Consider the following 12,867-nt stretch of genomic DNA (forward strand, 5'->3'; position numbering starts at 1 on the left):
CAGTTGCAGAACGCGGGTCTGTGACGCGGCCTGCGCCTCGGACACATGGGTCAGGCCGCCCGAAAGCTGCTGCTGGCCGTCCGACAGCGATTGGACGCGGTTGCCAAGCTGGGTGAGGTGATAGCCCAGGGGTTCGGTCATCCGCGCCGACCGGGCGGCCGCGCGCAAGGTGACGATGAGAAGGATGAAGAGCAGAAGCACAAGCGCCGCGCCGCCAAGCGCGGTGAGGACGAGCGGGTCGTCAAACGCATAGGTCTGGCCGTTGAAAGTGATCATGTCCGTCCGAAAAGCCGTTCGATATCGCTGAGTTTCAGTTCCACATAGGTCGGTCGGCCGTGATTGCACTGGCCCGATAGCGGCGTTTGTTCCATCTCGCGCAGAAGTGCGTTCATCTCATCGGGTCGCATCCGGCGGCCGGAACGGATCGAGCCGTGGCAGGACATGCGGGAAAGGACCGCGTCGATCCTAGATTGCAGGCGCTGGCTGTCGCCGAGGTCGTGCAACTCGTCGAGGATATCTTTCAGAAGGGCCGTCGCGTTGACCTCACCCAGCACCGCCGGGGTTTCACGCACCGCGATGGCGCCGCCGCCGAAAGGTTCGATGGTCAGGCCCAACTGGCCCAAAGCCTCGGCATGGTCGAGCAGCAGTCGCGCGTCTCCCTCGGACAGATCGACGATCTCCGGGATCAGCAGGGCTTGTGCCGCAACACCGTTTTCATCGCGCTGGCGCTTCAGCCGTTCATAGACCAGCCGTTCATGGGCGGCGTGTTGATCGACGATGACCAGGCCGTTCGCGGTCTGGGCGATGATGTAATTCTCATGTACCTGTGCCCGGGCGGCGCCTAGCGGCTGTTGGTCCTGCGGCTCTTCAAGGATCGGGTCAGGGTCGAAGCGGGCGGAGGCTTCCGCCAGTTCCGGGGCAAGCGGTGCCTGCGCCGTGTAGGCGGTGCGAAGTGCGGCCTGCGAGGGCCGGTCCATCTGATAGATGCGGGGCTGGCCGGGCTCGGGCTGCATCGCGCCAAGGGTCAGGCCCGCGACGGTCGACGATGCGCGGTGCCCGGCCTCGGCCAGAGCGTGGCGCAGGGCCGAAACGATCAGCCCACGTGCAATGCCGGGTTCGCGAAAACGCACCTCGGCCTTCGCCGGGTGGACGTTCACATCGACCCGCTCGGGATCGCAGATCAGGTTGAGCACGGCGGCGGGGTGCCGGTCGCGGCTCAGCACATCCATATAGCCTGCGCGCAGCGCGCCGATCAGCAGCTTGTCGCGGACCGGACGGCCATTGACGAACAGGAATTGTTCAACCGCCGCGCCGCGCGAATAGGTCGGCAGCGCGGCATAGCCTGTCAGGCGGATGCCTTCGCGTTCGGCGTCGATCGCCAGCGCATTGTCGGCGAAATCCTTGCCGATGAGGGTGCGAAGGCGCTGCGACAGGGCGCCGAACAATTCACCCTGTTCGGCATCGGCGCGGAAGATCAGCTTGCCTTCACCGCCGCCGGTCCCATCGCGCAGGGTAAAGCCGACAAAGGGTTCGGCCATCGCCAGCCGCTGAACCACATCCTTGATCGCCTGCGCCTCGGCGCGGTCGGAGCGCAGGAACTTGAGCCGTGCAGGCGTCGCGTAGAAGAGGTCGCGCAACTCGACGACGGTGCCCTTGGTCAGTGCCGCCGGACGAACCGGTGCCATGCGGCCCCCGGCTACGGCGATCGCGGCGGCCTCACCGCCCTCGGCGCGCGAGGTGATCTTCAGCCGCGCGACCGCGCCGAGCGAGGGCAGGGCCTCACCCCGGAAGCCGAAGCTGCGGATGTTCAGAAGGTCGGATCCGTCGATCTTCGATGTCGCATGGCGGGCCAGCGCCAAGGGCAGGTCTTCGGCCGTCATGCCGCAGCCGTCATCCGTCACGCGGATCAGGGTCTTGCCGCCATCGGCATAGACCACCTCGACCCGCCGTGCCCCTGCATCCAGCGCGTTTTCCACCAGTTCCTTGACCGCAGAGGCGGGCCGTTCGACCACCTCACCCGCCGCAATCCGGTTGACCGCAGCTTCGTCAAGCTGGCGGATCACCGGGCGTTCGGGGCGTATCTTGGGGTCCTGAAGGGTCATACCCCCAGAACTAGCACGCCCCGCGCCGATTCGGCCAGTTCCCTGTTTGTTTCAACATGCCCTGTCTGACATCTTAAGTCAGACAAGGTCGGTCATGAGGTGGTGTTTTAGTTGGCCCCCGAAACGTCGACACCGTTTTCTTGAGAACGCGCCGTAGATGTGGGCATAGCTGACACTCTGCCTGAACCCTGATAAAGCTCAATGAAGGTTGCCAATGCTAACGCCGCAAGGACAAGAATTGCCGTTTGCTTGAAATCTGAACCGCCTATTGGCAAATATTTCTTCAGTGCAATCGGAAAGGCTTCACGTAATGCCGCGAGGAGCAATGCGAGCGCTGCCGCGCCTGTAAAGGCGATGAAGTAGATGTGTCCTGCGTTCTCCATTTCTGTCCTCCCATGTCCGCACAACGCTGCAACGCAGAATAACATAAAAACACTTCAGAAGTTATTTTTTGTGCTGATTCGAGTTCCTTTTTTGACTTTTTTAGGAACTATCACGAGATATTGTGTGGCTTGGTGGCCAAACAACCATATTTTCTCTTTCGTGCTTTCACGTGAAGTGATATGGTTGTAACAACAAGCCGGGCATGAACCCGGCAACGGGCGAGAGAGGCAATACAATGGCGGAAGCTAACATGCCCCATGATGGGCGGCGATCAATATCTGACCGTCTGAGGGACGCCCATCTTACCCCGGCTGAAGCGGCAAAACTCGCCGACCTTCACTTCAACACCGTAAAAAAGATACTGGACGGACGCCGCCGTGTGCACCCGAACTCCATTATCAAACTGGAGCGGGCACTGGCTTCACTTGAAGGCCAGGTCCAGCCTAGCGACACAGAGACCGACACGGTGGTTGCGCTACACGGTAATGCAAGCGGCCTGACCGCAATGCAGCGCATAGACAGTCAGTTCAAGGGACTGCTGGGGGCGCTTCATCAGTTTACGGTCGAATTGCCGGACAACCCCAACTGCATTTCTTCAGAAGATATTGACCGGATGCGCGACCGCATCAAACATCTCGACGGACTCTTCCAGACATGCCGGGAGCATGTCGAGATGCGCTCTACGTCGCGCTAACGGGTCTTCAGTCGGTTTCAGCCAGCCCCACCGGCTTGCCCACCACGACAAACCGCAGATCGTCAGGCTTCATCAGCCGCGCCGCCACGCGCTTGATGTCGTCGAGCGTCACGGCCTCGATATAGGCGTTGCGGTCGTTGACATAGCTTGTCGGCAGGTCTTCAAGCTGCATGCCGACAAGGATGTCGGCAATCCGCCCATTGCCGTCGAACCGCAGGGGATAGGAGCCGGTCAGATAGGTCTTGGCGGCGTCCAGTTCTTCCGCCGTCACACCCTCGGCTGCGGCTTTGGCCCATTCGGCGCGCACGACCTCGATCGCCTCGGCGACCTTTTCATTGGCCGAGGCGAAACCGCCCTGCCAGGTCTCGGCCAGATCCATCGGCGCCAGATATGTGTTGATGCCGTAAGTCAGGCCGCGCTTTTCGCGGACCTCTTCCATCAGCCTTGCGCCAAACCCGGCCCCGCCGAGGGTCTGGTTCAGCAGATAGGCCGCGAAGAAGTCAGGATCGTCGCGCTTGATGCCCTCATGGCCGAAGATGACGACCGATTGCGGGCTGGAATAGTCGATCACCGTAACCCCGCCGGTCAGGCTGTTCGTCGCGGCGGGCGGCATCGCCGCACCGGTTGCGGGCAGATCGCCCAGAAGGGTGTCCAGAAGCGCGCCGAGTTCAGCCTCGGTGATGTCACCGACGGCCGAGACATAGACCCGGTCGCGGGTCATCACGGCCTTGTGGGCATCGAACAGGTCATCGCGGCTGATCGCGGCCATGCTGTCGAGCGTGCCGTTGCGAGATGATCCATAGGGATGCGCGCCAAAGGCCTGTTCATCGAAGGATCGGGCCGCGATGGTGTTCGGATCGGTCGCGTCTGACTGGATGATCGACACGACCTGGGCCCGCACCCGTTCGACCGCATCAGGGTCAAAGCGCGGATCGGTCAGGGCGGTCTTCAGAAGCGCCAGCGCGGCGTTGCGGTTTTCGCTCAGCATCCGCGCCGACACCGAAACCGTGTCGTCGCTGGCGTCAAAGCTGAATTCGGCGGCCAGCGCATCGCGCGCCCCTGCAAAGCCCTGACTGTCGAGATCACCTGAGCCTTCCTCGAGCATGGCCATCATCAGAAGCGTGGCGCCGCGCCGGTCGGGCCGGTCAAGGCTGGTGCCGCCCTTGAAGCGCAGTTCGAGCGCCGTGAAGGGGATCGAATGTTCCTCGACCAGCCAGGCCTTGATGCCACCGGGCGAGGTGACTTCGCGGATATCGACCGCGCTGGCGGGCAGGGCCGTGGCAAGCGCCAGACAGGCAGCAAGAAGAACCCGGATCATTGCATCACCTCTTCTTGTCCTTCACGCATCATCCAGCCTGTCACGGCGCGCTTGCGGTCGAAGACCTCGCGCGCGGCGTCCATCACGTCGTCCTCGGTCACTGCGTCCATCACGTCGGGCCATGCCTGCACATCGGCGATGGTCAGCCCGGTCGTCAGTGCTTCGCCATAGCGGCGGGCGAGGCCGTTCACATTGTCCTCGGCATAGATCATCGAGGCATGGATACGGGTCTTGACCCGGGCGAAGGCAGCCGGATCGACACCGGTTTCAAGGAATTCGGCCAGTGCCTTGTCCATCGCTGCCTCGGCCTCGGCCAGGCTCACACCTTCGGCCGGAGCCACGGCGAGGTTGAAGGTCGAATCGTCAAGCGAGGTGCCGTCATAGCTCGCCGAAGTGTAGATCGCGACCTTCTGATCGAATTGCAGCTTGCGGGCAAGAAAGGCGGTCTGGCCGTCGCCGCCGAGCAGATCGGCAAGGATCGTCAGCGCCGCGGCCTTGTCTTGCGCGCCGGGGTCGCGTTCGGGGGCCAGATAACCGCGCGCCACATAGGGCTGCGATACGCGCGGATCGGCAAAGCTCATCCGTCGTTCGGATAGCTGCGGCGGTTCCTGCGGCCGGGCGCGTGTCTTGATGTCGGGGCTGGGCGCAAGGGGGCCGTAGTAGGTTTCGGCCAATGTACGCACCTGATCCGGCTCAACATCGCCCGCAACCACCAGCACCGCGTTATTCGGCGCGTAGTAGGTCTGGTACCAGTCCAGCGCATCCTGCCGGGTGAGGTTTTCCATCTCATGCCGCCAGCCGATGATCGGCGTACCATAGGGATGGTTGAGGTATTGCGCCGCGCGACGCTGTTCGGAAAAGATCGCGCCGGGATCGCTGTCGGTGCGCTGGTTGCGCTCTTCGATCACCACCTCGCGCTCGGTCCGCCAGTCATCCTCGGTCAGTTTGAGGTTGCGCATGCGGTCGGCTTCCATCCGCATCACCAGTTCCAGCCGGTCGGCGGCGATGCGCTGGAAATAGGCGGTGAAATCCCATGAGGTGAAGGCATTGTCCGATCCGCCATTGTCCTCGACAACGCGGGAAAACTCACCCGGCGCCATGGTATCGGTGCCCTTGAACATCAGGTGTTCAAGGTAATGAGCGATGCCGGAAAGACCCGGCTTTTCATCAGCCGCCCCCGCCCGGTACCAGACCATCTGCACGACGACGGGCGCCCGGTGATCCTCGATCACCACGACCTCAAGGCCGTTGGGCAGTGAAAAACTTGAAACGTCACCGGCGGTCGCCGGCAGTGCAGTCAGCGCAGCGGCGGCTGCCCAACGCAAGATGCGGAACATGATGCTCTCCCTCAGTCCAATGGCAGAGGTAACCGTCCCGGCGGTGACGTCAAGGGCAGTGACGAAGTGGTGAAGTCAGTTCTCGCCGATGGTTTCTTCGGGCGGGGCGCCGACATTGCGCGCGCCAGCGTTCCGCCAGCGCTCCAGCTCGGCATACTGATCCAGCGACATCGGCGCATAGGCGCGGTAATAGACGGTGACGTTGAAGAGGCGCTCCAGGAGGCGGCCGTCATTCTTGCGCCGGTATTCAAGGTCTTCGGCGGCCAGCACATCGCGGATATCCGCACCGGTGCCAAAGCGCGTGGAGTAGGAGACGAGCCCACCATTGCCCGCACTGATTCCCGTGCGCGACAGGGCGGCCGGGTTGCCGCCAAGGGCGGCCACGGCATCTGCCTCGGGCGTCGGATCGGTGATATTGGACCCACCCGGCGTCGGGTCTGGCAGGGCGGCCAGATCTTCGGGCAGTTCAAGTGGTTTCGTGGGCAGAATAGCGAATTCGTCCGGTGCCCGGCTGGCCGAGCGGGTGTTCATCAGGTCGGGCACCTTGTCCTTGCCGCCAAAGACGCCGCCGCAGGCCGACAGCGACAGGACCGCGCAGATCGCCGCGATTGCCTTGATGCCAAGCCGTACCGCCATAGGTCTCTCCCTTACCCGTCCTGCCTTCGTTTAGCGCATGTCCCGCCGCGCGTCACGGGGTCTTCTCCCGCCCGGTGAAAAGCACAAGACCGATGGCGCCCGCAAAGATCGTGATATCAGCGATGTTGAAGGAATAGGGGTTGTAAAGCCCCGGCACCGACATGTTCAGGAAATCCGCCACCGCGCCGTAGATCAGCCGGTCGACGACATTGCCGAGCGCCCCGCCGATCAGCAGACCGGCCGAGACCTTGGCGATGACCCGGTGCGGTTCGCGGCGCACCCAGAGCCAGACCCAAAGCGATATGGCCAGCGCCAGCGCGATCAGACCCCAGCGGGCCAGATCGCTGGAATTCGACAGAAGGCCGAAATTCACCCCCTGATTCCACGCCATGCGCAGGTTGAACCAGCCGGGCAGCACCGTGATTTCATAGCGCGACCAGAGGTCGAGCATATGGACGACAAAAAACTTTGAGACCTGATCGAGGACCAGGGTCGCCGCCATCACATAGATCACGAGTCGCATCTGCGCCCTCAGTGCCGGAAATGCCGCTGGCCGGTAAAGACCATGGCAAGCCCTGCCTTGTCGGCCGCGGCGATGACCTCATCATCGCGCATGGAACCGCCGGGCTGGATTACGGCAGTCGCCCCGGCCTCGGCGGCGGTCAGCAATCCGTCGGCAAAGGGGAAGAACGCGTCAGAGGCGACGACGGAGCCTTTGACGGTCGGCTCGGCCAGTCCCAGCGCCTCGGCCATATCGGCGGATTTGCGTGCGGCGATGCGGGTCGAGTCGACCCGGCTCATCTGCCCCGCGCCGATGCCCATCGTGGCGCCGTCCTTGACATAGACGATGGCGTTCGACTTCACGTGCTTCGCAACCTTCCAGGCGAACAGGAGGTCGCGCAGTTCCGCCTCACTCGGCGCGCGCTTGGTGACGAGCTTCAGATCGGTTTCAGTGATGACCCCGTTGTCACGGTCCTGCACAAGGAACCCACCCGCGACCTGCCGATAGGCGAGACCCGGAGATTTCGGATCGGGCAGGCCATCGGTCGTCAGCAGGCGCAGGTTCTTCTTGGCGGCAAAAACCGCCTTGGCCGCGTCATCGGCGCCCGGCGCGATGACAACCTCGGTGAAGATCTGGCAGATCTCTTCCGCCGTAGCCGCATCCAGCACCCGGTTCAGTGCCACGATGCCGCCGAAGGCTGAGGTGCGGTCGCAGTCATAGGCGGCTTTGTAGGCCTCCAGCAACGTCGCGCCACGTGCCACGCCGCAGGGATTGGCGTGCTTGATGATCGCGCAGGCCGGGCCTTGGGCGGGGTCGAACTCTGCCACCAGTTCGAAGGCCGCATCGGTGTCGTTGATATTGTTGTAGCTCAGTTCCTTGCCCTGATGCTGGACCGCCGAGGAGACACCCGGACGGACAGAGCCATCGGTGTAGAAGGCCGCCGACTGATGCGGGTTCTCGCCGTAGCGGAGCGTCTGCGCCAGCGTCCCGGCAAAGGCGCGGCGGCGGGGGGCAGGATCGCCGATGGCACCGGCCAGCCAGGTCGACACCGCCGCATCATAGGCGGCAGTACGCGCATAGGCGCGCTGGGCAAGGATGCGTCGAAACTCTGCGCTGGTCTTGCCGCCATGCTGGTCCACGTCGCCCAGCAGTTTCTCATAATCATCGGGGTCCACGACCACGGCGACATGGGCGTGGTTCTTGGCCGCCGCGCGGATCATCGCCGGGCCGCCGATATCGATATTCTCGACACAGGTGTCATAGTCGGTCCCCTTCGCGACCGTGGCCTCGAACGGGTAGAGGTTGACCACCAGGAGGTCGATGGGTTCGATCCCGTGCTGTTCCATCGCGACCAGATGGCCCGCGTTATCCCTGAGCGCCAAGAGGCCGCCATGCACCTTGGGGTGCAGCGTCTTGACCCGTCCGTCCATCATTTCGGGGAAACCGGTCACATCGGCCACATCGCGCACCGTCAGCCCCGCCTCGCGCAGCATCGCCGATGTGCCGCCGGTCGAAAGCAGCTCTCCCCCCCGTTCGGCCAGTCCTTTGGCGAAATCGAGAAGCCCGGTCTTGTCGGAAACAGAGATCAGGGCACGGGCGATCGGGGCCAGCTGGGCGGCGTTTTCGGTCAAGGGCAGCGTCCTTTATTCGGCGGTCACGTCTTCGTCGCGATGGGTGTCGCGGATGGCGTGTGGGGTATCCTGTGCCTTGGCCAAGGTCCAGCCCAGTTGCAGCGCATAGTCAAGAACGTGGGCCGAAAGCACGATCTGTTTCGTCGCACGCGGCTTCAGTCGCCCGTTTTCAAGATAGACCGAAGGCTCCAGCGTCAGTTCTGCATTGCCGTCATGACGGAAGACCCAGATCTCACCGGATTTCAGCGCCATCGACACCGCACTGCCGCCAAGGTCGAGCGCCGCATCGACATCGGGATGCAGATGGAAGCGGACAGCGAAGGGCACGCCCTGATGCTTCACCCGCTCCATGATCGTCTCGAACCGGCGGCGATCCGCCACGGCCATCGCGCCCAAGGTGTCATCCCCGGTCAATGTCCGCCCGTCGGTCGACAGGAACAACTGGCGGATATGGGTCAGCCCATGCGTTGGCACATAGCCGTTATGGCCCGCCGTCAACCGGTAGCCATAGGCGTCACCCTCGGGCCGGGCCCAGACCTGTTCGGGCACATCGGCAAACTGGCTGCGGGCCCCGTCGGCGGCGAGGCGCGATGAGGAAAAGCCGTGGATCGCCAGCGTCGAATGCGACGGCGTGGCGCGGCCTGCCCGGCGCCAGTCGGGGCCGAACCCCATTCCGGAGCCGCAATTGACGATCACTGGCCGCCGACCCGAGGTCAGTTCCATGGCAAGTGTCGAGGCATGGGCATTGGTCGACGCACTTCCCGCAGGCGGGCGTGCGGCATCGACAATGACGGTGGTGCGGCCCGAGGCGAGCCTTGCATAGCCCATAGCCAGCCCATGCGCCGTCAACGCCCGCCCGCCCGCATGGACAAGCGCCTGATCCAGCCTGCCTTCCAGCCCGCGCCCACCGCCCTGGAACCGCGCCAGCCCGCCATCGGCATGGCGAAGTGCCCTGAGCGTCGGCGCGATCCGTTCGATCGCGGCCAGATGCGGTTTGGCCGGTGTCCGCCCGGCTTCGGCCAGCGCCGAGGCCGACCATGTCAGCAGGGTGAAGACCTCCAGCAGTTCCTCGGGGTTCCGCGTTGGAATACCGCCCTCGGAATTGATCTCGCGCGCGCATTCACGGCCAAGGGCGGCCGCGGCCGAGGTGACATGGCGTTCCATCCCCGTCAGCGACAGCCCGGCATAGACCAGCCCCGTCAGCGCTTCGAACCGGGGCAGGCCCGGCGCGGCCGCCTTCCAGCGCCGCGACAGGAAAATGGTCTGGCGACCAAGGCAGCGGAAATAGGCATCCGAGGTCGCGCGGTCCTGCCCGTTCAGCAATAGAAGTGCGTGGTTGATCCAGCGGATGATCCGCCGTCCCGTCAGGTCGGGCGTCCAGCCCGGCCCGCTGCCCCGGCCGTAACGCTCGACCCATTCAAAGATCCACGCCCGTGCGTTTTCACAGGCCGTGGCATCGGCCACGGCGGCCAGATCGTCGAGCCAGGCGCAGCCGTGGATTTCTTCCTCAAAGCGCGCATCGGGCACCGGCACGTCCCAGATGGAGCGGCCCCTGGCTTCGATCAGGAAGCCCGCAAACAGGAAGTTTCCGGCGGTCAGCTGCCGCCCCCGCGCAAAGGACCCGATCGTGCGCGGCTCGGGTTGGCTGACAAAGCCGGTCGCAGGCCGCGACAATGCGCTCAGCCGCGCATGCAGCCGGTGCATCGCTCCGGTCACCCCTCCGACCCCGCTTCTGGATCGCGTCACGCCTGTATCCCTCGTTCTGTTTTTCGGGGAGGAGCCCCACCCCGGGAATCTGCCCGGCCCAGAGACTACCGGCACCCCATGATGATGTCACCGGCTAAAGGCGGGTCTTATGCCACACGGTCGATCCGCGCGATAAAGAAGCCATCCATGCCGCCGTATTCGGGCCAGAAATCGGGACGCAGGCGCAGACCGGTTTCACCCTTGATCCAATGCGGTTCGACGCCCGGGAGGTCAAGGGCCGCGCGGTTGATGATCAGACCGGCATAGCGGTCGAGCGCGGCGGAAACCTGCCGTTCGCCCTCATCCGGCAAGAGCGAGCAGGTCGCGAATACAAGGCGTCCGCCGGGGCGGAGCCAGCCAAGCGCCCGATCGAGCAGGGCCGATTGCAGGGCGAAGAGGTCCTTGAGGCCCGCCGCATCGCGGATATGCGGCAGATCGGGATGACGGCGGATCGTGCCCGTCGCCGAACAGGGCGCGTCGAGCAGGATCGCATCGAAAGGGGCCTCCGGTGCCCATTCCAGCGCATCTGCGGTGACGGTTTCGGCCGTCAGACGACAGCGGGCAAGGTTCTCGCCCAGCCGCTCCAGCCTAGCCTCGGAGATGTCGAGCGCGGTGACTTTTGCCCCCGAAGAGGCGAGTTGCAGTGTCTTGCCACCCGGCGCGGCGCAGAGGTCCAGCAGCCGCTCGCCCGGTTGCGGCGCCAGCACCCGCGCGGCCATCGCGGCGGCGGCGTCCTGCACCCACCAGTCGCCGGTCTCAAAGCCCGGCAGGTCGGATATCTGGACCGGCCCGCTCAGCCGCACCGATCCTGTCGGCAGGGCCTGCCCGCCGACCCGTTCGGCCAAAGCCACCGCATCGCCGTCCTTCGGGGTCAGATCGACGGGCGCGCCCCTGGCATGGGCCGCTTCCATGGCAATCGTCGCGGGTTTGCCATAGGCCGACATGAGACGCCCGCGCAGCCAGCCCGGCAGTTCCTCGGCCGGGTGCCGGTCCCAGTCCTCGCGCGGCACCTCAGACACGCGGCGGAGAACGGCATTGACCATACCGGCAAAACTCTCGGCCTTGCGGCCCGATGCGCGGGTCTGGCTGACCGCCTCGCTCACGACACCATGGGCGGCAGCCCCATCGGCGAAAAGCTCGGTCACCGCCACGCGCAGGATGGCGCGGACCTGTGGCGGCGGATTTTTGCGAAGCCAGGGTTTCAGCACCCGGTCGGCGCGGGTCAGGTTGCGCAAAGTGGCAAGCGCCAGCCTTTGCGCCCGCGCACGGTCGGGCGGTGCAAGGGCCGTGAGCGCCCCGGCGGCCAATTGATCGGACAAAGCCACACGGTCCCCGGTCACGCCCAGAACCAGCCGCGCCGCCGCACCCCGTGCCGTCTCGTCCCTCATGCCGCCTCCGGTTGCCGCTCAGCCCCCGGCCCCGTATATCATGGAAGAACCCGAGACAAGGAACGCCCATGGCCGACGAGACCCGAACGGACCTGCCCGACGCCGCCAAACGTGCGCTGGCTGAAGCGGCAGAGCGCCGCAAGCAGGCCGCAGCCCAGGACCTGCCGACCGAACTCGGCGGGCGCGACGGGCCGGAACCTGTGCGCTTTGGCGATTGGGAAAGGAAGGGCATCGCTGTGGATTTCTGAACGCGCGGCGGAATGTGCCCACAACGGTTCCGCCGTCCGGTTTTGTTCTGCGGTGTTTCCCGCCACCCGTACCGGCCCGGCAACAAAGAATTGTCGCATTGCCTCGCTAGAGTCAGGACTCACAACCAATAGATGCCGGTTGCGGCGAGGGCGCAGGCTGAGAGGAACAGGATCGGGCAGCGGTCGTAGCGGGTTGCGATGCGGCGCCAATCCTTCAGGCGGGCGAACATGTTCTCGATTTTGTGGCGCTGGCGGTAGAGGTCCGCGTCGTGCGGGATCGGGACCTTTCGCCCTCTCCGGGACGGGATGCACGGCGAAATACCCATCTCGATAAGCGCGTTGCGGAACCAGTCGGCATCGTACCCCCGGTTGCCGAGCAAGACGGCCGCCTGCGGGATGGAGGACAGGAGCGCCCGCGCCCCGATGTAGTCCGAGGTCTGGCCCGCCGAGAGGAACATCCGGATCGGGCGGCCCTTCGCGTCAGCGACGACGTGCAGCTTCGAGTTCAGACCACCTTTGGTCCGCCCGATCAGCCGTCCGCGCCCCCCTTTTGCACGGCAAGGCTGGAGGCTGTCCGGTGCGCCTTCGCATGGGTCGCGTCGATCATCACAATTCCTGTCTCCTGCGCCTGGGCCGCCAGTTCGGTCATGATCCGGGCGAATACGCCCATCCGGCTCCACCGCTTCCAGCGATTGTACAGCGTCTTCGGCGGGCCATACTCGCGAGGCGCATGTTTCCACATCAACCCATTGCGCTGAATTAAGATTATCCCACTCAGCACTCGCCGGTCATCGGCCCGTGGCTTGCCGCGGGACTTCGGAAAGAACGGTCGCAGCCGCTCTATCTGCGTGTCGGTCAGCCAGTAAAGCTCGGTCATGATC

12 protein-coding genes and 1 pseudogene are annotated in these 12,867 nt (G+C 64.6%); 2 read left to right on the forward strand and 11 right to left on the reverse strand.

Features of this window, described 5'->3' with window-relative positions; translation table 11 throughout:
• The 3 genes and pseudogenes from WBB85_RS12495 to WBB85_RS12505 all read right to left on the reverse strand — a co-directional run.
• A pseudogene (locus tag WBB85_RS12495) lies at window positions 1-276 on the reverse strand (DNA recombination protein RmuC); the annotation flags it as partial.
• A complete protein-coding gene (mutL, locus tag WBB85_RS12500) occupies window positions 273-2,102 on the reverse strand; it encodes a DNA mismatch repair endonuclease MutL (RefSeq protein ID WP_432638937.1) in 1,830 nt (609 codons plus the stop codon). The pseudogene WBB85_RS12495 and the gene mutL, both read right to left, overlap by 4 nt.
• Before the next feature lie 107 nt (window positions 2,103-2,209).
• Window positions 2,210-2,485, reverse strand: coding sequence for a hypothetical protein (locus tag WBB85_RS12505; RefSeq protein WP_432638938.1), 276 nt, complete (start codon window positions 2,483-2,485; stop codon window positions 2,210-2,212).
• A gap of 251 nt (window positions 2,486-2,736) precedes the next feature.
• Here WBB85_RS12505 and WBB85_RS12510 point away from each other — a divergent pair, with 251 nt between their 5' ends.
• Window positions 2,737-3,180: a helix-turn-helix domain-containing protein gene (locus WBB85_RS12510; protein ID WP_432638939.1), complete on the forward strand. Its 444-nt coding sequence runs from the start codon at window positions 2,737-2,739 to the stop codon at window positions 3,178-3,180.
• Between the two features lie 7 nt (window positions 3,181-3,187).
• Here the strand turns inward: WBB85_RS12510 and WBB85_RS12515 are convergent, their stop codons facing one another.
• The 7 genes from WBB85_RS12515 to WBB85_RS12545 form a co-directional block, all read right to left on the reverse strand.
• Window positions 3,188-4,498 (reverse strand): M16 family metallopeptidase, encoded by a 1,311-nt coding sequence (locus tag WBB85_RS12515; RefSeq protein ID WP_432638940.1) that lies wholly within the window; start codon window positions 4,496-4,498, stop codon window positions 3,188-3,190.
• Window positions 4,495-5,838, reverse strand: coding sequence for a M16 family metallopeptidase (locus tag WBB85_RS12520; protein ID WP_432638946.1), 1,344 nt, complete (start codon window positions 5,836-5,838; stop codon window positions 4,495-4,497). The genes WBB85_RS12515 and WBB85_RS12520 overlap by 4 nt, the downstream gene beginning before the upstream one ends.
• Before the next feature lie 72 nt (window positions 5,839-5,910).
• Entirely contained in the window at window positions 5,911-6,471 is a 561-nt protein-coding gene (locus WBB85_RS12525; RefSeq protein WP_432638941.1) for a DUF3035 domain-containing protein, read from the reverse strand.
• A 52-nt stretch (window positions 6,472-6,523) separates the two neighbouring features.
• A complete protein-coding gene (lspA, locus tag WBB85_RS12530; RefSeq protein WP_432638942.1) occupies window positions 6,524-6,994 on the reverse strand; it encodes a signal peptidase II in 471 nt (156 codons plus the stop codon).
• A gap of 8 nt (window positions 6,995-7,002) precedes the next feature.
• Window positions 7,003-8,604 carry a bifunctional phosphoribosylaminoimidazolecarboxamide formyltransferase/IMP cyclohydrolase gene (gene purH / locus WBB85_RS12535; RefSeq protein ID WP_432638943.1) on the reverse strand — a complete coding sequence of 534 codons (1,602 nt, stop codon included), beginning with the start codon at window positions 8,602-8,604 and terminating at the stop codon, window positions 7,003-7,005.
• Between the two features lie 12 nt (window positions 8,605-8,616).
• Window positions 8,617-10,308, reverse strand: coding sequence for a heparinase II/III family protein (locus tag WBB85_RS12540; RefSeq protein ID WP_432638947.1), 1,692 nt, complete (start codon window positions 10,306-10,308; stop codon window positions 8,617-8,619).
• 149 nt (window positions 10,309-10,457) lie between these two features.
• Entirely contained in the window at window positions 10,458-11,738 is a 1,281-nt protein-coding gene (locus WBB85_RS12545) for an RsmB/NOP family class I SAM-dependent RNA methyltransferase (RefSeq protein ID WP_432638944.1), read from the reverse strand.
• 68 nt (window positions 11,739-11,806) lie between these two features.
• On the opposite strand from WBB85_RS12545, the gene WBB85_RS12550 reads away from it, so the two are divergent.
• Window positions 11,807-11,986: a DUF1674 domain-containing protein gene (locus tag WBB85_RS12550; RefSeq protein WP_432638945.1), complete on the forward strand. Its 180-nt coding sequence runs from the start codon at window positions 11,807-11,809 to the stop codon at window positions 11,984-11,986.
• Window positions 11,987-12,105: 119 nt separating this feature from the next.
• Here the strand turns inward: WBB85_RS12550 and WBB85_RS12555 are convergent.
• Window positions 12,106-12,863 (reverse strand): IS5 family transposase gene (locus WBB85_RS12555; RefSeq protein WP_432638948.1). Its coding sequence is split into 2 segments (ribosomal slippage): window positions 12,106-12,545 and window positions 12,545-12,863, totalling 759 coding nucleotides; the frame shifts between segments, so codons are not numbered across the junction.
• Window positions 12,864-12,867 lie beyond the last annotated feature (4 nt).

Source organism: Albidovulum sp., assembly GCF_049646345.1.
Classification (GTDB): Bacteria; Pseudomonadota; Alphaproteobacteria; order Rhodobacterales; family Rhodobacteraceae; genus Albidovulum.